This is a genomic window from Xenorhabdus thuongxuanensis, assembly GCF_001908095.1.
GTDB lineage: Bacteria > Pseudomonadota > Gammaproteobacteria > Enterobacterales > Enterobacteriaceae > Xenorhabdus > Xenorhabdus thuongxuanensis.
This window is the reverse complement of record NZ_MKGR01000002.1, coordinates 135,521-161,229: the sequence shown is the minus strand read 5'-3', so window position 1 is coordinate 161,229 and position 25,709 is coordinate 135,521. Positions and strand designations below refer to the sequence as shown.

15 protein-coding genes and 2 tRNA genes are annotated in these 25,709 nt (G+C 41.8%); 6 read left to right on the top strand and 11 right to left on the bottom strand.

What is annotated here, in order from left to right:
• Position 1: 1 nt before the first annotated feature.
• The 3 genes from nrdB to ubiG all read right to left on the bottom strand — a co-directional run bounded on the left by nrdB (position 2) and on the right by ubiG (position 4,600).
• Positions 2-1,132: a class Ia ribonucleoside-diphosphate reductase subunit beta gene (nrdB, locus tag Xentx_RS02140; protein WP_074018620.1), complete on the bottom strand. Its 1,131-nt coding sequence runs from the start codon at positions 1,130-1,132 to the stop codon at positions 2-4.
• Between the two features lie 12 nt (positions 1,133-1,144).
• Entirely contained in the window at positions 1,145-3,436 is a 2,292-nt protein-coding gene (gene nrdA, locus Xentx_RS02135) for a class 1a ribonucleoside-diphosphate reductase subunit alpha (RefSeq protein ID WP_074018618.1), read from the bottom strand.
• A 429-nt stretch (positions 3,437-3,865) separates the two neighbouring features.
• Positions 3,866-4,600: a bifunctional 2-polyprenyl-6-hydroxyphenol methylase/3-demethylubiquinol 3-O-methyltransferase UbiG gene (gene ubiG / locus Xentx_RS02130; protein WP_074018617.1), complete on the bottom strand. Its 735-nt coding sequence runs from the start codon at positions 4,598-4,600 to the stop codon at positions 3,866-3,868.
• Between the two features lie 209 nt (positions 4,601-4,809).
• Here ubiG and gyrA point away from each other — a divergent pair, with 209 nt between their 5' ends.
• Both gyrA and rcsC read left to right on the top strand, forming a co-directional pair.
• Entirely contained in the window at positions 4,810-7,434 is a 2,625-nt protein-coding gene (gene gyrA / locus Xentx_RS02125; protein WP_074018616.1) for a DNA topoisomerase (ATP-hydrolyzing) subunit A, read from the top strand.
• Positions 7,435-7,610: 176 nt separating this feature from the next.
• Entirely contained in the window at positions 7,611-10,448 is a 2,838-nt protein-coding gene (gene rcsC / locus Xentx_RS02120) for a two-component system sensor histidine kinase RcsC (RefSeq protein ID WP_074018615.1), read from the top strand.
• A gap of 81 nt (positions 10,449-10,529) precedes the next feature.
• Here the strand turns inward: rcsC and rcsB are convergent, their stop codons facing one another.
• Both rcsB and rcsD read right to left on the bottom strand, forming a co-directional pair.
• Entirely contained in the window at positions 10,530-11,180 is a 651-nt protein-coding gene (gene rcsB / locus Xentx_RS02115; protein WP_074018613.1) for a response regulator transcription factor RcsB, read from the bottom strand.
• Position 11,181: 1 nt separating this feature from the next.
• A complete protein-coding gene (rcsD, locus tag Xentx_RS02110) occupies positions 11,182-13,923 on the bottom strand; it encodes a phosphotransferase RcsD (RefSeq protein WP_074018611.1) in 2,742 nt (913 codons plus the stop codon).
• A gap of 211 nt (positions 13,924-14,134) precedes the next feature.
• On the opposite strand from rcsD, the gene Xentx_RS02105 reads away from it, so the two are divergent.
• From Xentx_RS02105 to tyrP, 3 genes are all read left to right on the top strand, one after another.
• Positions 14,135-14,222 (top strand) — tRNA-Ser (locus Xentx_RS02105).
• A gap of 6 nt (positions 14,223-14,228) precedes the next feature.
• Positions 14,229-14,304 (top strand) — tRNA-Thr (locus tag Xentx_RS02100).
• 473 nt (positions 14,305-14,777) lie between these two features.
• The gene (tyrP, locus tag Xentx_RS02095) at positions 14,778-15,923 is read left to right on the top strand and encodes a tyrosine transporter TyrP (protein ID WP_415843316.1); all 1,146 of its coding nucleotides are present in this window, start codon (positions 14,778-14,780) and stop codon (positions 15,921-15,923) included.
• 68 nt (positions 15,924-15,991) lie between these two features.
• On the opposite strand, the gene Xentx_RS02090 is transcribed toward tyrP, so the two are convergent.
• The 6 genes from Xentx_RS02090 to menD form a co-directional block, all read right to left on the bottom strand.
• Positions 15,992-16,534, bottom strand: coding sequence for a YfaZ family outer membrane protein (locus tag Xentx_RS02090; RefSeq protein WP_074018608.1), 543 nt, complete (start codon positions 16,532-16,534; stop codon positions 15,992-15,994).
• A 123-nt stretch (positions 16,535-16,657) separates the two neighbouring features.
• Positions 16,658-18,079 carry an o-succinylbenzoate--CoA ligase gene (gene menE, locus Xentx_RS02085; protein WP_074018607.1) on the bottom strand — a complete coding sequence of 474 codons (1,422 nt, stop codon included), beginning with the start codon at positions 18,077-18,079 and terminating at the stop codon, positions 16,658-16,660.
• A complete protein-coding gene (menC, locus tag Xentx_RS02080; RefSeq protein ID WP_074018769.1) occupies positions 18,070-19,050 on the bottom strand; it encodes an o-succinylbenzoate synthase in 981 nt (326 codons plus the stop codon). The genes menE and menC overlap by 10 nt, the downstream gene beginning before the upstream one ends.
• 13 nt (positions 19,051-19,063) lie before the next feature.
• Complete coding sequence (gene menB, locus Xentx_RS02075) at positions 19,064-19,921, bottom strand: 1,4-dihydroxy-2-naphthoyl-CoA synthase (RefSeq protein WP_074018605.1); 858 nt, start codon at positions 19,919-19,921, stop codon at positions 19,064-19,066.
• A gap of 12 nt (positions 19,922-19,933) precedes the next feature.
• Positions 19,934-20,740 carry a 2-succinyl-6-hydroxy-2,4-cyclohexadiene-1-carboxylate synthase gene (gene menH / locus Xentx_RS02070; RefSeq protein WP_074018604.1) on the bottom strand — a complete coding sequence of 269 codons (807 nt, stop codon included), beginning with the start codon at positions 20,738-20,740 and terminating at the stop codon, positions 19,934-19,936.
• Positions 20,701-22,371 carry a 2-succinyl-5-enolpyruvyl-6-hydroxy-3-cyclohexene-1-carboxylic-acid synthase gene (gene menD, locus Xentx_RS02065; protein WP_074018603.1) on the bottom strand — a complete coding sequence of 557 codons (1,671 nt, stop codon included), beginning with the start codon at positions 22,369-22,371 and terminating at the stop codon, positions 20,701-20,703. The genes menH and menD overlap by 40 nt, the downstream gene beginning before the upstream one ends.
• A gap of 829 nt (positions 22,372-23,200) precedes the next feature.
• Here menD and pgaA point away from each other — a divergent pair.
• Positions 23,201-25,699 (top strand): poly-beta-1,6 N-acetyl-D-glucosamine export porin PgaA, encoded by a 2,499-nt coding sequence (pgaA, locus tag Xentx_RS02060; protein ID WP_208607525.1) that lies wholly within the window; start codon positions 23,201-23,203, stop codon positions 25,697-25,699.
• Positions 25,700-25,709: the final 10 nt, after the last annotated feature.

The window sequence follows — 25,709 nt, the reverse complement described above, 5'->3', positions numbered from 1 at the left end:
ATCAGAGTTCGAAACCACTGAGATCCTCAGTATTGACTTCCGAATCAATCTGACCAACCAAGTAAGAGCTGACTTCAACTTCCTGTGGAGCCACTTGAACATTATCAGAAACCAGCCATGAATTAATCCATGGGATCGGATTAGAACGGGTTTCAAATGGTAACTTCAAGCCAACTGCCTGCATACGAATATTGGTGATATATTCAACATACTGACACAGAATATCTTTATTCAGTCCGATCATGGAGCCATCTTTAAACAAGTAATCAGCCCACTCTTTTTCCTGCTCTGCTGCCTGTACAAACAGATCGTAGCACTCTTGTTCACACTCTTTGGCAATTTCCGCCATTTCAGGATCATCCTGACCAGAGCGCAACAGGTTCAACATGTGCTGCGTTCCCGTTAAATGCAGTGCTTCATCACGAGCAATCAGTTTAATAATTTTGGCGTTACCTTCCATCAATTCACGTTCAGCAAAAGCAAATGAGCAAGCGAAACTGACATAGAAGCGGATAGCCTCTAGGGCGTTAACGCTCATCAAACATAAGTAAAGTTGCTTTTTCAATCCACGCAGATTAACGGTAATTGTTTTACCTGCAACATCATGCTTTCCTTCACCGAACAGATGATAATAGTTGGTCATCTCGATCAGATCATCGTAATACGCGGAAATGTCTTTTGCGCGTTTTAAAATCTGCTCGTTCTCCACAATATCATCAAATACGATAGAAGGATCATTCACAATATTACGGATAATATGTGTGTAAGAACGCGAGTGGATTGTTTCTGAAAACGACCACGTTTCGACCCATGTTTCCAATTCAGGAATGGAAATCAATGGCAGAAAAGCCACATTCGGACTACGGCCCTGAATGGAATCCAATAACGTCTGGTATTTTAGATTGCTAATGAAAATGTGCTTTTCATGATCCGGCAATGCGTTATAGTCAATGCGATCACGAGCAACATCTACTTCTTCTGGACGCCAAAAGAAGGAGAGTTGTTTTTCAATCAGCTTCTCAAAAATAGGATATTTTTGCTGATCAAAACGCGCCACATTAACAGACTGACCGAAAAACATCGGTTCTTGTAGCTGATCATTTTTTACTTGTGAAAAAGTGGTATAGGACATAGTTTCCTCAAATTAAATCTTACACGCGCCGCCTTCACAATCGGAATCTGTTGACTCAACAACTTCTTCCAGATCACCCTGAACGTCTTCTGCCCCATCACGGGTGTTGTGGTAATACAATGTTTTCACGCCATATTTGTAAGCGAGCAGCAAATCTTTCAGCAATTGATTCATCGGAACCTTGCCATTAGGGAAACGCGCCGGATCATAGTTAGTATTGGCAGAAATCGACTGATCGATGAATTTCTGCATGATCCCTACCAACTGTAGGTAGCCATCGTTGCTCGGCATTTGCCACAGCAGCTCGTAAGCACCTTTCAGAAGCTCGTAATCGGGTACAACCTGACGCAAGATACCGTCTTTAGATGCTTTCACACTGATATAACCACGCGGTGGTTCAATGCCATTGGTTGCATTAGAGATCTGCGACGAAGTCTCTGATGGCATCAATGCAGACAATGTTGAGTTACGCAGGCCGTATTGTTGAATGTCACGGCGCAGAGCTTCCCAATCCATGTGCAAAGGCTCGCTGGTCAGGGTATCCAGTGTCTTTTTGTAAGTATCAATCGGCAAAATACCTTGTGAATAAGTGGTTTCACCAAACCACGGACAAGCACCTTTCTCTTTTGCTAGTTCGTTTGAGGCTCTTAGCAGGTAATACTGAATAGCTTCAAATGTTTTGTGGGTCAGGCTGTTAGCGCTGCCATCAGAGTAACGTACACCGTGTTTCGCCAGATAATAAGCGAAGTTAATTACGCCAATACCCAGAGTTCGACGTCCCATTGAGCCTTGTTTTGCGGCGACAATTGGATAATCTTGATAATCTAGCAAGGAATCCAGCGCGCGAACTGCCAACTCCGATAGCTCTTCCAATTCATTCAGATTTTCGATGGCGCCCAAGTTGAAAGCAGACAGCGTACACAGCGCAATTTCGCCGTTTTCATCGTTAATATTGTCCAACGGTTTAGTTGGTAATGCAATTTCTAAGCACAGGTTAGATTGACGCACAGGTGCAATAGCCGGATTAAACGGGCTGTGAGTATTGCAGTGGTCAACGTTCTGAATGTAAATACGACCTGTTGAAGCACGCTCTTGCATCATCAAAGAGAACAATTCAACCGCTTTAATGCTCTCTTTACGGATACTGCTGTCATTTTCATACTGAGTGTACAGGCGCTCAAATTCTTCCTGATCTTCAAAGAATGCATCGTACAATCCCGGAACATCAGACGGGCTGAATAGAGAAATGTCTCCGCCTTTAATCAGACGCTCATACATCAGTTTGTTAACTTGTACACCGTAGTCCATGTGACGAACACGGTTACCTTCAACACCACGGTTGTTCTTCAGTACCAGCAGGCTTTCAACTTCCAGATGCCACAGCGGATAGAACAGCGTTGCTGCACCGCCACGAACACCACCTTGGGAACAAGATTTCACCGCAGTCTGGAAATGTTTGTAGAATGGGATACAGCCTGTGTGGAAAGCTTCACCACCACGAATTGGGCTACCCAATGCACGGATACGACCCGCATTTATGCCAATGCCGGCACGCTGCGAAACATATTTAACAATCGCGCTAGATGTCGCGTTGATAGAATCCAGGCTGTCACCACACTCAATCAAGACACAGGAACTAAATTGGCGAGTGGGTGTGCGAACCCCCGCCATGATCGGCGTTGGCAGCGAAATTTTAAAGGTAGACACTGCATCATAGAAACGACGGATATAGTCCAAACGCGTTTCTTTTGAATAAGTGGAAAACAAGCACGCAGCAACCAGCATGTAGAGGAATTGGGCACTCTCATAAATTTCGCCAGTCACACGGTTTTGTACTAAATACTTCCCTTCCAGCTGCTTGACCGCTGCATAAGAAAAATCCATATCACGCAAATGATCAATAAAACTATCCATTTGTTCGAATTCTTCTTTGGAATAGTCTTCCAGCAAATGTTTGTCGTATTTACCCAGGTTGACCATTTTTACGACATGGTCATACAGTGCAGGTGGCTCAAACTGACCATAGGCTTTTTTACGCAGGTGGAAAATCGCCAGGCGTGCCGCCAGATACTGATAATCAGGAGCATCACCGGAGATCAGGTCAGCCGCAGCTTTGATCATGGTTTCATGGATATCCGATGTTTTGATGCCATCGTAAAATTGAATCTGGGAACGCAGTTCTACTTGTGACACTGAGACATTTTTCAGACCTTCAGCAGCCCAGGTAACAACCCGGTGAATTTTATCAAGATCAATTTGTTCTTTATGTCCATCACGTTTAGTAACTAGCAGACTCTGGTTCATGGGGAAATACACCTTCTCTCTTTTCGTACTCCGCCTATATTGTTCCTTGACCTCTTGACAGCACGATACCCCCAAGGTGGCTGAAAGCCAATTGGGGATTAGCTACAATTCATTACTGTTTCGCTACTGCTTATTATAACTTGCTACTACATACTTGCTACTTCACAAGTTGCTACTACAAGGTGACAAGAAACACAATATATAGGGGGTAATTAAAACGGTAATAACAAGATAATGTTATTTTCGGGTTTTATCAAGTGTACAAGATCGGGAAGTTTTGTGGATAACTTGAGGATTAATTTTGGCAAAAAGCCGATAACCTGCGTAGTTACTTGATGTTACTTTCATAAGGCTATCGGCGAAACAGGGAAAATAAAATCTTAAAAATAATATCTAGTTGCCGTTTTATTAATCCCTTAGCTGCCTTTGTCAGACAGATCGTGTGTGCAGCATATAATTCACGTCTACATTATGTCCAAGTCGAAATTTGTCTGTTAACGGATTGTAATGTAAACCAATAATATGTTGCTCTTTCAGAGCAGTCTTATCAATCCAACTGATCAGTTCAGAAGGTCGAATAAATTTTTTCGCATCATGTGTTCCTTTTGGCACCATGTTCAATATATATTCAGCACCGACAACTGCCATCAACCAGGCTTTTCGGTTGCGGTTAATCGTTGAAAAGAAAACATGACCACCAGGTTTGACCAATTTTGCACAGGCATGAACTACAGACTCTGGATCTGGCACATGTTCAAGCATTTCCAGGCAAGTTACCACATCATAAGTATGTTGGTGCTGTTCTGCGTGACTTTCTACCGTTTCCTGAATATAAGAAACGGAAACACCGGATTCCAATGCATGCAAACGGGCAACTTGCAAGGGTTCAAAACCCATATCCAACCCTGTCACTTCCGCACCTTCACGCGCCATGCTTTCCGACAAGATACCGCCACCACATCCAACATCCAGCACTTTTTTGCCAAAAAGACCATCAGCATGTTGCAAAATGTAGTTCAAACGCAGTGGATTGATTCGGTGCAATGGCTTGAATTCGCCTTCAAGATCCCACCAACGAGAAGCAACTGCTTCAAATTTTTCTATTTCCTGCTGATCCACATTGGAATGGGATTGGATGTGTGAATCGGGGGTTTTGACGTTCATCAGCAATATCGCTCCTAGGCACTGCTTCACAGTAAACTGGTTCACAGCAAACTGATTCACAGAAAATGTAACAGTATTATGGGGATGTGTGATAAGAAACTATTATACATGCCTTAATCTTGAAATACCCGCGTCAGATTTTTATAAAACTGCCATTTTGTGGTATAATTCTAAGCCTTTGAATTCGGAGTATGAGGGACAGTGGCTCCATGAGCGACATTGCCAGAGAAATCACACCGGTCAATATCGAAGAAGAGCTGAAGAGCTCGTATCTGGATTACGCGATGTCCGTTATTGTTGGACGCGCACTGCCAGATGTTCGGGACGGACTGAAGCCAGTACACCGCCGCGTACTTTTCGCGATGAATGTATTGGGAAATGATTGGAATAAACCTTATAAAAAATCTGCCCGCGTTGTTGGGGATGTTATCGGTAAATACCATCCACATGGTGACAGCGCTGTTTATGACACGATTGTTCGTCTGGCACAACCATTCTCCATGCGCTATATGCTGGTTGACGGTCAGGGGAACTTTGGATCAGTAGATGGCGATTCTGCGGCAGCGATGCGTTATACCGAAGTACGCATGGCAAAAATTGCCCATGAATTGCTGGCAGACTTGGAAAAAGAAACTGTCGACTTTGTGCCCAACTATGATGGCACAGAGCAAATTCCCGAGGTAATGCCAACCCGTATCCCCAATTTACTGGTGAATGGTTCATCAGGGATTGCAGTCGGTATGGCAACCAACATTCCACCTCATAATTTATCTGAGGTGATCGACGGTTGTCTGGCTTATATCGATGATGAAAACATCAGCATCGAAGGCTTGATGGAACATATCCCAGGCCCTGACTTCCCGACGGCTGCTATCATCAACGGACGCCGTGGCATTCAGGAAGCCTACCGTACAGGTCGTGGTAAAATTTACATCCGCGCCCGCGCAAAAATTGAAACTGATGAAAAAAATGGCCGCGAAACCATTATCGTCAGTGAAATCCCTTATCAGGTTAATAAAGCCCGCCTGATCGAAAAGATAGCTGAACTGGTAAAAGAGAAGCGCATTGAAGGGATCAGTGCACTACGTGATGAATCCGATAAAGATGGAATGCGCATTGTTATCGAAGTAAAACGTGATGCCGTTGGTGAAGTTGTCCTAAATAACCTGTATTCACTGACCCAACTACAGGTTTCATTTGGTATCAACATGGTTGCTCTGCATCAGGGACAACCTAAATTACTTAACCTGAAAGATATTCTTTCTGCTTTTGTTTGCCACCGCCGTGAAGTCGTTACACGCCGGACAATTTTTGAACTACGTAAAGCTCGTGAACGTGCCCATATCCTTGAAGCATTGGCTATTGCCCTGGCAAACATCGATCCTGTCATCGAATTGATCCGCAAAGCTTCCACGCCTGCTGAAGCGAAAGCCAGCTTGATTTCCCAGGCGTGGGAATTGGGCAATGTTGCCTCTATGCTGGCACAAGCGGGTGATGATGCTGCCCGTCCTGAATGGTTGGAACCACAGTATGGTATTCGTGACGGTAAATATTACCTGACCGAACCACAAGCACAGGCTATTTTGGATCTGCGTCTGCAAAAACTGACCGGCCTTGAGCATGAAAAACTGCTTGATGAGTATCGTGACTTGCTGAAAGTTATCGCGGAATTGCTGTTCATTTTGGAAAGCCCAGAACGTTTGATGGAAGTCATTCGTGAAGAATTGCTGGTTATCAAAGGACAATATAACGATATCCGCCGGACTGAGCTGACTGAGAATTCAGCAGACATCAATATTGAAGACCTGATTAATCAGGAAGATGTTGTTGTTACACTGTCCCATCAAGGATATGTCAAATATCAGCCACTGTCCGATTATGAAGCTCAGCGTCGTGGCGGCAAAGGCAAATCAGCCGCACGTACCAAAGAAGAAGATTTCATTGAGCGTTTGTTGGTAGCCAATACCCACGACACTATCCTCTGCTTCTCAAATAAGGGCAAGATGTACTGGATGAAAGTATATCAATTGCCGGAAGCGAGCCGTGGTGCCCGCGGTCGCCCCATTGTCAACCTTCTGCCATTGGATCAAAACGAACGTATTACAGCTATTTTACCAGTGCGTGAATATGAAGATGGGCTGAATATTTTCATGGCAACAGCGAGTGGTGTTGTTAAGAAAACCAAGCTCAGCGAATTTAGCCGTCCACGCAGTGCCGGTATCATTGCCGTGAATCTGAATGAAGGGGATGAATTAATCGGCGTTGATCTGACAGATGGCAGCAATGAGGTCATGCTGTTCTCTGCACAGGGTAAAGTCGTTCGTTTCCTTGAAGAAGAGGAAGAAACGCTAGAAGATGGCACTGTTCGCATAAAAGGCGTACGGGCAATGGGACGTACTGCAACTGGGGTTCGTGGTATCAAACTCAGTGAAGGCGATAAAGTTGTTTCCCTGATCATTCCTCGTGGGCAAGGAGAAATCCTGACCGTCACTGAAAATGGTTACGGCAAGCGTACCGCTGAAAGTGAATATCCGACGAAATCCAGGGCTACCCAAGGCGTCATTTCCATCAAAGTCAGCGAACGTAACGGCAATGTGATCGGCGCAATTCAAGTAGAACCCACTGATCAGATCATGATGATTACTAATGGAGGAACATTAGTACGAACCCGTGTTTCTGAGGTCAGTGTTGTTGGCCGCAATACCCAAGGTGTCACCTTGATCCGCACAGCCGAAAACGAAGAAGTCGTTGGCTTACAGCGCGTAGCTGAACCAGATGATGATGACGAAAATGACAACGTAGCAACACCTTCTGATGAAGGAAATAGTGAATAAAAAAGTAGCGAGCTAAAAGAGAGTAAATAACAATAGCAGGCATTTAAGTGCCTGCTTTTTTTGTTCAATTTTTTGACGAAGAATTAGCAAGATGCAAATGCTACTTTGTATTCCCTGCTACACTAGTATATGCTGTAATCAGTTATTATTAATCATATATTTCATCAGGCGATCTCTTGAGATATTTATCTTCTTTTCGGACGTCATTAAAGATATCACGTTATCTTTTTCGGGTGCTTGGATTTATGCTATGGGCGCTTGGAGCCTTATTAACCAGCTTTTATTTGACAAGTCTTTTTAATGCACTCAAATCTGATATTCGTCAAGAATATAATGCCAACTACGATATAGCCTTTTCACATATACGACATATCGCTAATATCTTGCGAGATATTCAATTTATGGCGGAAAAGCGTTTATCACAAGATAATGATAAAAATCAAACAATCGTCCCGCATAATAACGATATTCTCTCGTACATTCCTTTGAATGAGAGTTCTGATTGTGAACTATTACGTAGAACCTCACATAATAATTTATATTCATTAGACCAGTTGATTGCATTTTGGAGAGAAAATGTTGCCGCTATACGCAGTATAAATCAGACTTTTTTCATTGGAGTAAAAAGCCAATGCATGGTGAATTTTTTCCCTCATAACAATATCACAGAACCTGATGCACTAAAAAAAATGATCTACGAGAATACCCGCAGGTTGATCAACATGAGAGAACAAAACAATGAAAGAGCGCTCTTTTGGATCCAACCTAACCCCAAAGCTGATGGTGGTAATCTTTATGTTTTTACGCCTATTTATATTAATGGACACATGACAGGGATCATAGGTATCGAAAAATCTATCAGGATAGAATCTTTTTTACAAAAAAGGGAACGGCCTGTTACAGTCATGATGTTAAACGAATCAAATCAGCCCGAATTGCAATTTCCGATAAAAACTAATAATAAACCACTCGTTGTAAATCCCAACTCACAGCCGATGTATTTTGGTTACGATGAAAATTTTACCAGCCTGGTATTAATGCGGAATTTATCCCCCTCTTCATTACGTATTATCTATTCATTGCCACTAAAACATATTTATGATGAACTGAAAATCAGTGCAATTAATAGTATTATCTTGAATATTATTTCTGCGATTGCGATTATCTTTTTCGTTTGGCTGTTCGAACGTAAAATGTTTTCTCCAGCCGAAGAGAATGCTATTCGCCTTGAAGAACATGAGCAGTTTAACCATAAAATTGTCGCTTCTGCCCCTGTGGGAATAAGTATTTTAAGGATCAGTGATGGCGTTAATATCTTGAGTAATGAGTTAGCACATAATTACATTCGTATGTTGACGTATGAAGATCAAAAACGCATTGTCGATATTATTTGCGATAAAACCAGCAGCTATATTGATGTCGTCACCAGCAATAATAATCACCTGCAAATTAGTTTCGTACACTCACGTTATCGTAATGAAGAAGTCGCAATCTGTGTACTGATAGATGTCAGCACCCGTGTAAAAATGGAAAAATCTTTGCAAGAGATGGCCTCAGCGGCAGAACAAGCTAACCAAGCAAAATCAATGTTTCTTGCCACAGTCAGCCATGAATTAAGGACACCACTTTATGGCATTATTGGTAATCTGGAGTTAATACAGTCTCATACATTACCTCCAGAATCTGCCCGATTGCTGGCAACAATGAATAATTCATCATCACTATTGCTGAAAATTATCAGTGATATTCTCGACTTCTCGAAGATAGAATCCAAACAATTGAAAATTGAACCTAAAGATTTCAGTTGCAAAGAGATCCTATCACATGTGATTTCAAACTACCTTCCCCTGATTGCCAAAAAAAGCTTAGGTTTGTACTGCTATATTGCACCAGATGTCCCTGATATCATCCGTAATGATCCTGTAAGGTTACAACAAATTATCTCCAATTTACTGAACAATGCGATCAAATTTACAACATCTGGCTATGTTGTTATTGAAATCAGCTCAAGGCATGGCTATCTGTATATCAGCATTAAAGATACCGGACTTGGGATCGAGGATAAGTTACAACTTCAATTATTCGAGCCTTTTTTCCAAATCAGTGCCAATAAAGAAAGTTCCTCACAAGGTACAGGATTGGGACTGGCTATTTGTGAAAAACTTATCAATTTGATGGATGGTGATATTGAATTCGTCTCGCAAAAATATGTTGGCAGTATCTTTTCTATCCGTCTCCCTTTATATGGTACGAAATACTATGCTAAACAATTATCCAGCCAGCGGACACAAAAAAGGATTCTGTTAAATATTTGCAATGATTTTCTGGAAAAGTATTTGCAAAATTTTCTTACACAAAATCATTTCCAAGTTGCCCTCTATAACGAAAATCAACTAGATGGCACAGAAATACTAATTAGCGATCAAGCTAATAAATCAAATATTTCTGTATGTTACTTTATAGAAATATCAGAAAAACATATTGGCTCACCAAAACAAATTAGAGAAAATTATTGGCTATATAACACTTATGAACTAAATGAACTGGATAGTATGCTGGATAACCTCCTGTCAGAACATGGTTTCTTGCCAGTCATTTCTGTATCAACAATCCCTATTACAGATAAAATCATCAAAAATGATATTTTCTTAAATACAGTTAAAGTATTGGTCGTTGATGATCACCCTATTAATCAGAATTTACTGGTCGACCAATTAAATTCAATAGGGTTTAGTGCATCAACAGCTAATGATGGTATTGAAGCTATTGAATACCTGAAAAACAACACAATGGATATTATTCTAACGGATGTGAATATGCCCAATATGGATGGCTATGAACTTGCCCAATACTTGAGGGATGAAGGTTATACCAAACCCATTATCGGCATTACGGCCAATGCACTGGCAGAAGAAAAACAACGTTGTATTAATATGGGTATGAATGACTGTCTATCAAAACCTGTATCACTGGCTATTTTAAAAGAAGCATTAATTAAACACAGTGATATTTAAACTCATACACATTGAACCATGAATGATGGATAATCGGTAACCACTGCTACCGATTATCCATTAAAAAAGATAACACATTGGTTAGTTACCAATATCTTTGTCGATAGTGACGGAAGATAAATAGTTAAGCAATGCAATATCGTTATCGACTCCCAGTTTTATCATGGCTGATTTCTTCTGGCTACTAATTGTCTTAATACTGCGATTAAGTTTTTTAGCAATATCAGTAACAAGAAGGCCTTCAGCAAATAAACGCAGGACCTCGCTCTCTTTAGGAGATAAACGTTTATCTCCATATCCATTGGCATTAACCTTTTCAAGTAACTTAGACACACTTTCAGGTGTAAATGGCTTCCCCTTTTGCAAGGCAGAAAGTGCTTTGGGCAAATCTGTTGGTGCTCCTTGCTTTAACACGATCCCCTCAATATCAAGCTCAAGTATAGCGCTTAAAATAGCCGGATTATTGTTCATTGTAAGAACAACGATTGCCAATGTTGGGTAATGACGTTTAATATATTTTATCAGGGTGATACCATCACCATATTTATCCCCAGGCATTGACAAGTCTGTTATGAGAACATCTGCTTCTATATGTGGCAAGCTATTAATGAGCGTCGTTGAATTTTCAAATTCACCGACCACATTAATCCACTCAATTTGTTCAAGTGACTTGCGGATGCCAAACAAAACAATGGGATGGTCATCGGCAATAATGACATTAAGGTTATTCATATTATTGGTTACCTTGCTGCAACAGCTTTGTGATAAAGGAATCAATGAGGCTGATGCTATTTTTGATTTCTACTTCATTATTGTCTGCTATGTGTTTTTCCAACGCCTCACATGATGACCTAAGAAATTTCAAATCCAACATAGCAAACGCACCCTTAAGGCGGTGTACCGTTTGCGAAAGTGATATCAAATCATGTCGTTCTATATCAGAATACAGTCTGGTAATGTCCATAGGTACTGTCTCTATAAACAATTTCCTGTAGTCACTGTCTGCCAACTGAGTTTGATAACTTTTGAGGATATTGCCAATACTGCTATCAATATTCTCAATTAAATCAATATGTTTATCTAAATCACCTGCTGATTTAGAGATTTCAATAATTTCTCTGGATCCATCTAAACTGAAAATTTCTTCAACCAGAAACGATATTGCATTGATGATATCATCAGCAAGATTGTAATTGCACTGAACCATTCCTGACTTCAACTGCTTAAATCCTGCTAAGCTCCCCACTAATAATATAGTTGGTTTTTCCTGTTTGTACTGCTTTTCTTCTTTATACTGCCTATCCGTAAGGATAATGTCGTACTCTTCCCTAATGCCCTCTTTTCTTTTATCAAAATATGCTGCACCATAATTATTGAGATAAGTATGGACGATTTTGCTAATTTCAGGGTTATGGATATCAATTAAAACCGTGATCCCTTCCAAAAGTTGAGGTGTTTCGTTATTTTCATCATGTTGCGATAAGGGCAAATTGATAACATAATGTGTTCCCAATCCCAATTTGCTTTTAATATCAAGGCTTCCTCCCATTCTTTTACTCAACTGATTACATAAATAAAAAGTCATGTCAGAATGGGTAGAGTACTTATCTTCCACTGATTGGTTCAGAAAAGGATAATTTAAGCTAGTTAGATCTCTTTCACTTAAACCAGTGCCACTATCCATCAATTCAATCTGAATATGGTTGTCATATTTACCTGAGCTATTAACAACCAATGATATTTTACCATAGCTGGTCGTCGTTATTGCATAATTAAACAACAATGTAACAATTTTACTTAATGCTACCCCATCCCCTAGGAATAAAGATTCACGAGAAATATTAAAGTGATAATAAACCTTCAAACCTTTTGCATTTAATATCGGTAAAGAGGCTTTCAAAATATCTTCCAACCGTGAAGATAGAGAAAATATTTCATTATCTGGCTGCCAATCCCCCAGCTCTAATTCATTGAGTAACGAAATGTTTTCAAGCCATTCGGTGATATATTTTGATTCATCTAATAACTTATCCAATAACTCTTGCTCATTTTCATCTTGTGATAATCGCTGCAATTGGTTGGCAATATCATTAATATTATTAATGGGATTTTTTATTTCATTATTAATGTTTGAAAACATGGAATGCCTGATCTGAATACTTTTATCATATTCCTGATGGGCAAATTGCAATCGCTTATTTGCCATGAATTCCTGATCTTTATCTTGTAGTAAAAATAGGTAAGTTTCTGGTAAAAAGCTATTGTTATAAATTTTTACTTCATAAACTGCTTCATCAATGGATGCCTGAATTACACCATGATGTTGTTGTGCCATTACCATGACTTTATTCAAATCCAGGTGAGGCATCAGCTTCTCTGCAACTTTATTAATTATCATTATCTGATTTGATTCAAAATCATAAACCACGACTCCAATAGGAATATTAGAGATAATATCCCTATTTAGGGCATCTTTAATTTTCAGTTCATGATCCATGGAAGCATTCGGTGCAATATATCGCCTACGGATATAAAATAAACCACTCAAAGAAAACAGAAAGAAAAGCAATATAGAAAGCAAAAGCCAGACATTTCTGAGCAACAAATCTACAATCAGTGCCTTCAGTGAGACTTGGTAAATCAATTTATACGGCACGACATCAAGAGGCTGAGAAAATTCTAGCCAAAAACCGTTCAATGAAACCTCAACTTTATCGGAAGCCTCAGGTTCATGTAAATTGAGCGTATTCAAACGGAAATTTGCTGGTGACATATCAACCGGCAAAAGGTTATTAATGGGTAAATCAAAAGCAATAATAGTGGTTAATTGCCCTGTTGCATTAAATGCAGCTTTATAGGTGTAGAAATAAATACTTTCACTACGCAATACATTAATGGAGGAAATGCTCTCTTTTTCCTCCAATGCGGAGGATTGATCCAACATCTCAGTGCGTTTGGTTTCAGGATTCAAAGTCAGATAGCTCTCTTTGAACCTGATTTCTGGTTTTAGAATCGGATAGGTCGTTATCAATAATAAATTATTGTCCTGTCCATTGAGATAGTACATAGACAAATATTCATTATGAGACCCCCAAAGAATATCCAAATAACTGGATAAGTGCTGAGCAAGTTGGACACTCGAGTTGTTATATTGACCAAAAATAATTGCATCAACAGACTGATAACGATTTTCTAGCCAATAGACATTAGAACGCAATTTAAACAATGGCGTATTCTCCTGAGAGGAGATTGGCAGAGTATTTGATTGCTCAAAAATATGATTTGCATGGTAACGATAATCTTTAATCTGCAATCTCATCTTAGCTGTTACACTACTGATAGCATATTTTTTCTCCATCAGCCAAATATCAAAATAGTTATACCCGAATAAAAATAGAGACGTAAAAAGCAAAGTAACAAATAACGCGTAAAGATGATGAATAGAGGATGGCTTGATAGGTGGTTGTTTATACATTCTTTGGATAGTTGCCTTTAGTATGAATATATTTTGGTCAATGAGACATCAACCCGTCGATAAATAAGCCGGTGTGCTGTACTTAATATTAGCAGGTTAGCCAATGAAAAGACCATTATAGATCGAAGATTGAGCAAACAGTAAAAAAATACAATTTTTTTTCTTTAGGGACTAGACACATCAAAACGATATAGGCATAATCTCGCGCCATGGAAGGATGGCCGAGCGGTCGAAGGCAGCGGTCTTGAAAACCGCCGATGGGAAACCATCCTAGAGTTCGAATCTCTATCCTTCCGCCAAATTTCGCCGGCTTAGCTCAGTTGGTAGAGCAACTGACTTGTAATCAGTAGGTCACCAGTTCGACTCCGGTAGCCGGCACCATACAAGAACCCGTTATTTCCCGTAACCAATCGGTGAAATAGCGGGTTTTTACTTTATACACCCGACAAAATTTTCCGCATATATCCACTTTCTTTTCTACTCTACCTTCTCAATTTACTACTTTATTAACCTGGTTAACTAACCCCTCATATCCAAACTACAAAGTTATTTGACATACTAATAAATTATGTTACTCAACAAAGAAGTTTCTGGTTATTTTTTGACTTAATATGATTCCGCTTTCTTAGTTATTTTCTCGGAATTACATAGCTTGATAACGAATCATCCAACACCGCCACAAAGTGTAATTATTTATTTACATTTTGTGTATTGTAAATTTGACAGATATAAATCAATCATTTAACCTGCTGGTCTTATAACTATTTCTCAACATATTCAGAAACGAGGATCGCGTGAAAAATCGCACTATTGGTAGTATTTTTATCGTTGCTGGAACGACGATTGGCGCAGGGATGTTAGCAATGCCATTGGCAACGGCAGGTGTGGGATTTGGAACTACATTTGCTATGTTAATCGTCCTGTGGGCTTTGATGAGTTATACAGCACTCTTGCTCGTGGAAGTGTATCAATATAGTAAGTTTAATGCTGGGTTAGGAACCGTCGCGAAACGCTATCTTGGGTTAGGTGGACAGGTGCTAACTGGCTTCAGTATGCTTTTCCTTATGTATGCCCTAACAACGGCTTATATTAGTGGTGCGGGTGAGTTACTGGCGACTTCCCTCTCTTCTTGGTTGGATAAACCTATTTCTGTCTCTGCCGGGATCAGCATTTTTACCATTATTGGTGGTGGGATAGTCTGTATTGGAACCCAATCTGTCGATTTTATTAACCGCCTGCTGTTTACCGCTAAAATTGTTTTTCTGGTGATCGTACTCAGCGTAATGATGCCTCATGTTGACAAAATCAACCTGATTTCCATGCCTATTGAGCAAGGATTAGCACTCTCTGCCATCCCAGTTATTTTTACTTCATTCGGATTTCACGGTAGTGTGCCAAGCATCGTTACCTATATGCAGGGAGATACTAAAAAGCTACGGAAAATCTTTATCATCGGTAGCGCCATTCCTCTGTTAGCCTATATCCTGTGGCAATTGGTGACACTCGGCGCTATTTCTTCAAATACATTTGTAGGTATTCTTGCACAAGAATCTGGCCTAAATGGGTTATTGAAAGCGGTGAGAGAAATTGTCGCTTCACCTAAAGTGGAGTTTGCCGTTCATCTGTTTGCCGATCTTGCGCTAGCCACCTCATTTCTCGGTGTTGCCTTAGGGTTGTTTGATTACCTTGCTGACCTTTTTAAGCGCAGCAATCACGCCAAAGGGCGTTTACAAACAGGGTTAATGACTTTTGCTCCACCATTGCTCTGTGCACTGTATTACCCTAATTTTGTTATGGCACTGACATTTGCAGCTGTTGCCCTCTCCATTCTCGCATTGTTATTGCCTTGCCTACTGGTTTGGCGTAGCCGTAAAGAAAACAAGGAAGGTTATCGTGTCAAAGGAGGTAAGCCTGCATTAGTCTTTGTGTTCCTGTGCGGGCTTGCAGTTATTGCCATTCAGATTGGCATTGTTACAGGTGCGCTGCCAAACGTAGGGTAAAAGTTTATCTTGTCTAAGGTTATTCGCATCAATGTTAATGCGGATAACCTTGCAGCATTTTGGTCTAATTAAAAACTCAAACCAGCACCAAAGTAAAAACTATCGGAAACTTTATTACTACGATTACCATGACTACCCCGTATATCCATGACACGGTAGCCAATATCTACACTTAGGGGTTTGAAAAATGTATAACGCACTCCCCCTGTAGCTTCAGTATAAGAATCCATTCCTGACGTTAAGCCTGATGGCGAACCGTAAGCCTCACCATACAGGGATAAAGAAGAAGTCACGGCCCAACTAAGGCCAGCGCCAACAGCCAATGCAGCCCCATCCTTCCCATCTTTGGGAGACAAATAAAGCCCTTTCGCACCGACGTTTGCAGCCAATGGGCCAAATGGCAGACCGAAGCCTAAACCTAAACTACCTAGCTGACCATTGTGATCACTACGAGTCCAGTTACCCGTCAGAGATAGACCAGCATATTTATCACCAATCCCCACTGATGTGCTTGTGCTGTGTTTTCCCACCTGAGTATCTATAGAGAGAGCATTTGCTGAGCCAGCTATAAAGAGCAAACTAGCGGCACCAATAGCAATAAAGCCTTTCATAATCTTGTCCTTTAATTAATAAATTCCCACATGGGCTAAGATATTGTACTTAAACCAGAACAGCGATATAGATGATAAAAGTAAGTAAGCGTTTATATTTATAAAGATATGTAAACAACATTATCATTTATAATATTGATTATTTATCTCCGTTACCCATTGCTTAACTTGTTGGCGCGAAACCTTTATTCCCCCATTTTTCAGTTGGGCAGGTAACACATAACAGGCAACAGGCCGCTGAAAAGACGCGGTTTTATCCGCAAGCCAATCAATAAGTGCTTCTGTTAGCACAGGATATTGAGTTTCAATTACCGCTACTGGCCGATGACCGAATTCAATATCAGGAATGGGAACAACAAAACTCTGTTCAATTTGAGGATGTTGGTTAATGATCCGCTCAATATCTTCTGGCTGGATACCCTCCCCACCACTGAAAAATTGGTTGTCGAGGCGTCCTAATATCCGTAACTCTCCCTGTTCAAATACACCTCGATCCCGAGTCGAAAACCATCCTTCATTATCTGCCAATGGCTGCAATTTCCCATTAGACCAATAGCCACTCGCAATGCTATCAGCGCGAATTTGAATTTCTTCATCGACTAAGCGAATGGACTTTCCAGGGAGTGGATTACCTACCCCAGGCAGCTCATCAGCCCGTTTTGCGCAAACAGTTGATGCCATTTCTGTCAGTCCATAGCCACACCAGCAATGAATACCTAATTCCTCAGCTCGTTGGGTCAGCGACGTCGGTATCATGGCGCCTCCCAATAGTACTTTTTTTAACGTCAATGGGTAGTTATAGGGTTGTTCCAGTAGACGCCACAGTTGAGTAGGTACAAGTGATGCATGGGTACACCCAGATAGCGCACGACCCAGTAGCTGTAAATCCCGCAGCACTAATATTGCGCCTGTTTGTAACCAGCGCCAAAGTATCCCTTGGCCTGAAACATGAAACAGCGGCAATGACAGTAACCAACTATCATCTGGCTGAAAATCCATGCAGGAAAGAATGCCTTGCGCACTGGCAAGATGAGCACCAATGGAATGTACCGCAGCCTTGGGCAATCCAGAAGAACCAGATGTCAGGATCATACTGGCAGGACGTTGACTTTCCCACAACACCACTAGGTTGTTTTTCAACCGTGCATTATGTTTCACCGGAAACTTTTGTTGCCATTCAAGTTCTTTTACTTGAATGACGGGTGAAGGTGAGTCTGTGAAATCCACCCCATAATCCATATTGAGGTGAGGCAATAGTTCCGTCAGCAATCGATCAGGTAATTGAGGATTAAGAGGTAACGCTCTTGCGCCACATCGCAGGGCAGCCAGATAACACAAGAGAAGTTCCGCACTGTTCTTGCCTCTCAGGAGCACACCACTACCTTCCACAACACCCTGTTGGTGGAAATGAGCAGCAATGGCATTGATTCTTTGCGTTAATTCATGCCAGGTGAATTGCTCATCATATAACTGAATGGCCTGTTTTTCAGGCAAGGCAGCAGCCCAATGCTGCCATGGCCATTGAGTCCACTCTATTACTGACATTCATGACTCCACACCATTGCCAGCTTATCCAACATGACACACGGAATATGACTATCGGGCCAACAACGGATAAGTTGTGACTGTATAAGATCCAAAGTATCCAAACCCGGAAGTGAATCAGGTGTGAGCCATTGTGCAAGACGAGCCAATTGCGTCAAGCCAAAGCTACTTTCAATGCTGGAACTTATCACTGCCTCTACCCCTAACTGATGAGCCTTGGTAATTAATTGACGGCAACGATCAATACTGCCTATCAATGTCGGTTTGATGATAATGGCAGAGACTCCCTCTTGGGCTTCTAGCGTAAAATCAGCTTCACGGACACTTTCATCCCATGCAATGGCAATACCCGTTTCACGAGCAAATACCAGAGATTCTTCTTGGGTTTTGCAGGGCTCTTCGATAAAAGTAATTCGGTGCCGATAATCAGGATTGACATATTTAGCGAAACCCTCTGCTTTTGTGCGTGTCCAACTGCGGTTAGCATCTAATCGCAACCGAAGATCAGGCACCGCTTCAAGCATTACATTGGCTACCATGCCATCCCGTACAGCTTCATACATCCCCACTTTCACTTTGGCAATCTTCTGGCCTGTCATGTATCCCAAACGCCGGATCACATCATCAGGATCGCCCGTACATAACGGCACCTTGCGATAACTGGTTGTTTCAGGTAATTCTCCCCGCAATTCAGCCAATGCACAGCTTATGCCAAACGCAACGGAAGGAAGATCGCTCTCTTCTGGCTGCATGCCCAAACACCATTGTTGCAGCCACTCCACAGCCGATTCTTTAGCTTGTTCAAGCGTTTCATGGCTAAATTCAGGCAATGGAGAAATTTCTCCCCAACCGTCTCGTCCATTTTCCTGCAAGTGCACCAAAAAACCGTCACGGGTTTTCAGGCGCTGATAACGCAAAATAATGCCCGCCTCCATTGGCAGACTGAATTGGTATAAGGTTGCTTTACGCATAATGGGTGACAACTTACGGATTACGCTTGAATTTACTGAAATCAGGATGGCGTTTTTCGTTGAACGCATTGCGCCCTTCCTGTCCTTCTTCGGTCATGTAAAACAGCATGGTGGCATTGCCCGCCAATTCCTGTAAACCAGCCTGACCATCACAATCTGCGTTCAATGCCGCTTTCAGGCAACGCAACGCCATTGGGCTGTTTTCCAGCATTTCACGACACCAACGCACAGTTTCTTTTTCCAGTTCAGCATAAGACACGACAGTGTTAACCAATCCCATATCCAATGCTTCTTTGGCATTGTATTGGCGGCACAGGAACCAGATTTCACGCGCTTTTTTCTGTCCTACGATCCGCGCCATATACGATGCTCCCCAGCCGCCATCGAAAGAACCGACTTTAGGGCCTGTTTGACCGAAAATGGCGTTATCAGCCGCGATAGTCAAATCACACATCAAATGCAGCACGTGACCACCGCCAATTGCATACCCTGCAACCATAGCAACGACAGGTTTTGGACAAGTACGGATCTGCCGCTGAAAATCTAATACATTCAGATGGTGTACTCCGCTGTCATCTTGATAACCACCATAATCGCCACGGATCTTTTGGTCACCTCCAGCACAAAAAGCTTTTTCACCCATTCCCGTCAGAATAATCGTACCAATTGCCTCGTCATAACGAGCATCTGCCAACGCCTGAATCATCTCTTTGACGGTCAGGGGACGGAACGCATTACGTACCTGTGGGCGATTAATCGTAATCTTGGCAATGCCGTCTCCAGATTTATGGTAGAGAATATCTTCAAACCCTTGGGAACAATCTTGCCATTCAATAGGGGAATACAATTTTTCTTCGCTTGGGTAACGCATTATTATGTTTCCTTAACCAAAAAGTGATAAAAAATAGTTCACTGCGCTAGCAAAAGCCACAGGATTGCCATAATGAGCATTATGTCCAACTTGAGGAATGGTTGTTAATGGCAGTCTATATTGCTGCGCTATGCTCTGGAATTTACGATCATTTTCCCCACATAAGTAAGAGAAAGGAATAGATATCCGCTGTAAAGCAGGAAATAACCAAGGTTGACGCCCTAAAGAGGTATTTTCCAGTATATCTGCGATACAAGCTCCCCTATTTTGACTACGCAGATGAATAAGTTGCTCACGTTGTGCCGTTGTTAAATCAGCAAATATCGGTTGTTGATACCAATCAGCCAAGACTAACATCATTGGCTCTTGACGAAAACGCTGCGCCCAATGCTGATCATTGCGCAATCGCACATCACGTTCCTGCTGGGAAAACAGTCCCGGATTTCCTCCCTCCACCAGCAACCCACGCAAACCATCCTGTTTGTTATAAATCGCATGGTACATAGCTATTCGTCCTCCCAGTGAATAGCCAATCAAACAGTAATCATTGATTTGATACTCTGTCAGGGTTGCCATCAGCAACTCACTCATCTCGGCAAAACCACCGGTCAAATTCACATCGACGGAATTACCGTGTCCAGGCAAATCAACAACTAATGAAGGATGCTGATCACAAGCATTTACGATAGGAGACCAATCGTCGCCTGTTCCCAATAATCCATGTAACCAAACTAGCCATATCCCTTGGTTATGCGAATGAAACGTTCGACAGTTTAGTTTCACAGAGCCGCCACCTGTTTTAGCAGTTCTTGCAGGCATACCGCTCCTGCATTGCCTGGGACCTTTAACTCAACCAATGTCGTCCCCTTACGATCCCATGCTCGTTGGGCACACCGTTTTAATTCCGGCCAATTTTGTGGTGCCGCATAATTCAGGCCGAACATGGCAGCAACATGATCAAAATTGACATCTTGCGGCATACAGTAAAAACTCTGGCGTTCTTCTTGTGGCGTTGGTAACAGAGAAAAAATCTGCCCGCCATTATTATTCACTATGATCAATAACATGGGAGAAGAAAGATTGCGTAATAAAGCCAGACTATTCAGATCATAGAGGGCTGAGATATCACCTATAATCGTTAGTGTCGGTTTATTTGTTGCCCGCTGAACGCCTGCTGCGGTTGCAATCAACCCATCTATACCACTGGCACCTCGGTTACTGTAGACCGGATACCCCACGGGAAGCTGCCCCAAAGCATCAATCAAACGCACAATCAGGCTATTACCGACAAACAATTGCCCCTGCCCTGGCAACAATTGATGCAGTTGATGTGCAACCGCTGCCTCGCTAAATTCTCCTGTCAACTTGGTTTCAACACACTTAAACGCACTTTTTGACCATGAATGCAATTCCTCTGCCCAAGGTGTTTGTGAATATGCAGGATGTTCCCGTAACCAATTAGTCACACTGCAAGTGAATTTGCGCCCTCTATGGTTTGCAGGATCAAGCCGGCCAACAATGGGATCAACAATCCAATATTGCTCAGGTTGGCATTTAGCCTGCCACTGCAATAGTCGCTTACCTGTCAGGCTGGCACCAAATTGGATCACCAATTGCCCTTGCGCCAGAATTTCCTGAGTGCGGGAGTGAGTCAGCCACAAATCTGCATATGGCAAAGGCTGCCCAGTTTGGGACAACACATCACCAATAATCGGCCATCCCATCTCTTTTGCCCATTGAGCAACATATTTTCCCTCTTCTGCGCTCATTCTCCCTGCCAATACAATTCCCTGTTTTTTCTGCCAGATATCCCAATCAATGGCCTTGATTGTGGTATGCATTTCTGGCTGAGCCAACCACGGCTCATTCCCTCGCCACCACTCACCCAATGTTTGCAACCAATCTTGATGTGCCATCATCTCATTACCATACAAAGGCTCCGCAAACGGACAATTAATATGTAGAGTACCTTTCAGGTTTGACATTGCATTATCAATGGAAGAAACCAACCAACTGGCGGGAACCTCTGTAGTTGGTCGTGGTAATGCTAAAGTTTGCGCGGGATGGGAAGCAAAAATGCCTACCTGACGAATGGCTTGATTAGCACCACAATCGATTAGTTCAGGCGGCCTATCAGCGGTGAGAAATACCAATCGTTCTCCCGTCAATCCCGCTTCAATTAAAGAAGGATACAAATTGGCAACTGCTGTTCCAGACGTCACAATAACCGCAACCGGCTCTTTACTCGCTTTTGCTAATCCTAAAGCCAAATACCCCAATCCACGCTCATCAAAATGGGTATGACAGATCAACTTACGATTTCCTGCGGCAGCCAATGTCAATGGTGTTGAACGAGATCCGGGAGCAATGCAGACATGACACAATCCGTGGCGGGTTAATGCTTCCAATAAAAGTTCCGCCCAGCGGCGGTTAAGTGCGCTGTTTGACATAGAGTGCTCAAAAACTTCTTTTCAAAAATGATGCTAAAGAATAAGAGATAATTATATAAGGCTGTTTTGATCTTAATGCGGGTAAAAACGATTTCCTTATCTTAGTTCAAGAAATTGTCATTTAATTGATGATATTTTATCTATAAGTGAGAAATATAAAATAAAGTGACAACAATACCCATATAATTACTAATGTAAATCACCAGTATAATATTGTTTGAAATTCACACACAATCGACAACGCAAAAGAAAATGATCAAATACTCATTTTACTATCCGGTAATATTTCCGTCATTTCTTAAGAGACTACTTTGGAGGTTAAAAATAGCATTTAATTTCGAAATATAGTCATGACACGATTAATAAACTACATTTTTATACTGAAAAAATCAATTAATATAATCCCACTAATTTATTTCAAATAAAAACATCAACAACTAGTAACATTCACACTTCGGTAATAAAAAATATTTACACTCAATCTAAGTTTTTTTTTATTGAAATTAACCTCAATATTAAACCTTATTTTTCAAGATATTCACAAAACAAAAAACACAAATCACAACCAATTGATTTAAAACAAATAAAAATCACTCAAAATAGATGAGTAATTCTTATGCATTATTACAAATAGATATAATCCCAATAAAAAACAAAATACCTGTAATTATTTTGCGAAATTTTCCCATTGATATAAATTCACGCAGTACGTATTATTTTCCCTCTTCAAAAATGAAGAATGTAAAAATTCACCTTAATCTAAATTAAACTCAATTCCGTCTGGCCCTGCTATTTGTAAAATCAATAAGCAGTATAAAAAGGGGATAGCGTGTCATATCTTTATTTCCATCCGATGGGCTTTCGTAGATATCGGTATAAGTTGTTATCGTTATTTATATCACTAGGTTGTTTAATAACAACGGAATCCGCGCAGGCAGATTACGATGCATTAATTCAACAAGCCAGAAATGGTAATACTAACCCTATGCTCGAATATATTCGTCAGGAAGAAAAACAACATCGTCTTTCTTCCTCACAAATTGCTGATTGGTTACAAGTTGCAAGCTGGGCTGGATATGATGATGAAGTCATTTCTCTCTGGCAACGCTATTATTCAATGGCTATACCTGCCAGAGGGCTTTCGGCGATTGCCCGCGCTTATCGCAACCAACGCCAGTGGTCACAAGCAATACAGATGTGGCGTACAGCCCTGGTTCTGGACAAACAGAACCGAGACATCAAAGCTGGCCTTATTATGACGCTCGCCGATGCCAAACAAGACACAGAAGCCCGCCGTTTAGCAAAAGATTTATTAGCTGATAAGACTAGTGCTGCTAATTACCGTTTGATGGCCTACGTTGATCAAGCTGCCGGCCGGATATGGGATGCCATGCAAATGCTTTCTATCGCGCATAAACGGTTTCCCGACAATCAAGAAGTTATCCAAGACTATCTGTTCAGCCTAAAAAACAATCGAATCAGTGATCCTGCATGGCGCCTGGGACAACAGCACACTACACAATTGACCACAGCGCAACTGCGCAGGCTGGAAGCTGACGCCGCCGCAGAATTGGTTCGTTTATCAATGATCCCTAATCGTAGTGAAAAAGAGCGCTTTGACATTGCTGACAGGGCACTTGCACGCTACGAACAGATACTTAATCAATGGCACAACCTGCCTGATGCACAACAAGATTACCAACAGGCGCGTATTGATCGGCTTGGTGCCCTCCTTTCTCGCTATCGGATGCAAGAAGTCATTGATGAATACCTGGCTTTACAAAAACAAGGCATAAATGTTCCTGAATATGCGCAGAAATGGGCAGCAGCAGCCTACCTGAATCTGCGCCAGCCAGAAAAAGCACGGAGTATTCTGCGTTCTTTGAACTATTCCTCTTTGAATCATCCCGATGAAAATGCCTCGTCGTCAGGGAAAATATCATCACCCAATATCCCCCTTGAAGATGATATCGTCCTTTTTTATGCAAATGTGGAAAGTGAGCGCCTGGATGCAGCTCAACAACTTGCTACCAATATCAAGCAGCGCAATTCTTATATGCTTAATGTCTTTGGCTCTCCCATTCGCGTTCCGAATGATGACTGGCTACAAGGGCAGCAGTTTTTAGCGGAGTCTGCACAATTACGTGAAGATCTTCCCGAAGCAGAAAAACGCTTTACCCATTTAGCCCGCACTGCCCCCGGAAACCAGAAATTACGGATTGACCTGGCAGCTATCTGGCTGGAGCGAGGTTGGCCACGTCGTTCTGAAAGTGAATTAAAGCAAATTGAAGGACTCGATCACCGTAATCTGCCGTTGGAAATCCAACAAGGTTATACCGCTCTTGCCCTGCAAGAATGGCGGCAGATGGATTTGCTAGCTGATGATGTTATTACACGCGCACCAGAAGATATGCTCGCTAAACGCCTTGATCGTCTGCGTAATGTGCATTATATGTCAGAACTGCAAATTAAGGTCAATCAGGGCATTAATTCAGATAATCCAGAAAGTGGAAAACACAGTTCAGATATTGACACTGTACTTTATAGCCCTCCTTTTGAGGATAATTGGCGCTTATTTGCTGGTGGTGCTTACAATCGCAGTCAATTTCCAGAAGGCCGAGGTTTTAACCGTGATTTACGCGGCGGTGTAGAGTGGCGTTCGCGGGATCTTTGGCTGGAAGGTGAAGTTTCCACACGTAATTATCGTCATGGCAATAAGATGGGATTGCGAATCGCGGCCTGGTATGACTTCAATGATCAATGGCGACTGGGTAGTTCCGCAGAACGCCTGGCTCGTAATACCCCCCTGCGTGCTTTGAGTAATAATATCCATGCTAATGGCGGACAAATTTACACTCGTTGGAGATACAGCGAACGTAGTCAATGGAATGCGCGCTTTGCCCCTACATTCTTTTCAGATGGCAACCATCGTTTTGAATATGGCATCGATGGCCTTCAACGCCTATATACCGCCTCTTACCTAAAGATCGATGCGCAGTTGGAACTGAGTACAACTCACAATACCCGGCAAAATACACCTTATTTCAATCCCAAAAACGACTTTACATTCCTGCCTGAACTGGAAGCAGATCACATCATATATCGACACTATCAAACCGTCTGGAGCCAGCAAGTTATGGCTGGTATTGGGCGATATTGGCAGCAAGGGTACGGTAGTGACCTAATCACAACGGTCGGATATGGCCAACGTATTAAATGGAATGACGTCATTGATGCAGGGATAAGACTCACTCTGGATAAACGTCCTTACGACGGTAAACGAGAAAGTAATCTGCAAACTGCTTTTGATTTAATCTATCGGTTCTAAAGGATTTTTT

Bases quoted from the DNA above. Each gene is read 5' to 3' on its own strand.
- nrdB (WP_074018620.1), bottom strand. From the start codon at position 1,132: ATGTCCTATACCACTTTTTCACAAGTAAAAAATGATCAGCTACAAGAA.
- nrdA (WP_074018618.1), bottom strand. From the start codon at position 3,436: ATGAACCAGAGTCTGCTAGTTACTAAACGTGATGGACATAAAGAACAA.
- ubiG (WP_074018617.1), bottom strand. From the start codon at position 4,600: ATGAACGTCAAAACCCCCGATTCACACATCCAATCCCATTCCAATGTG.
- gyrA (WP_074018616.1), top strand. From the start codon at position 4,810: ATGAGCGACATTGCCAGAGAAATCACACCGGTCAATATCGAAGAAGAG.
- rcsB (WP_074018613.1), bottom strand. From the start codon at position 11,180: ATGAATAACCTTAATGTCATTATTGCCGATGACCATCCCATTGTTTTG.
- rcsD (WP_074018611.1), bottom strand. From the start codon at position 13,923: ATGTATAAACAACCACCTATCAAGCCATCCTCTATTCATCATCTTTAC.
- tyrP (WP_415843316.1), top strand. From the start codon at position 14,778: ATGTTAGCAATGCCATTGGCAACGGCAGGTGTGGGATTTGGAACTACA.
- Xentx_RS02090 (WP_074018608.1), bottom strand. From the start codon at position 16,534: ATGAAAGGCTTTATTGCTATTGGTGCCGCTAGTTTGCTCTTTATAGCT.
- menE (WP_074018607.1), bottom strand. From the start codon at position 18,079: ATGTCAGTAATAGAGTGGACTCAATGGCCATGGCAGCATTGGGCTGCT.
- menC (WP_074018769.1), bottom strand. From the start codon at position 19,050: ATGCGTAAAGCAACCTTATACCAATTCAGTCTGCCAATGGAGGCGGGC.
- menB (WP_074018605.1), bottom strand. From the start codon at position 19,921: ATGCGTTACCCAAGCGAAGAAAAATTGTATTCCCCTATTGAATGGCAA.
- menH (WP_074018604.1), bottom strand. From the start codon at position 20,740: ATGCCTGCAAGAACTGCTAAAACAGGTGGCGGCTCTGTGAAACTAAAC.
- menD (WP_074018603.1), bottom strand. From the start codon at position 22,371: ATGTCAAACAGCGCACTTAACCGCCGCTGGGCGGAACTTTTATTGGAA.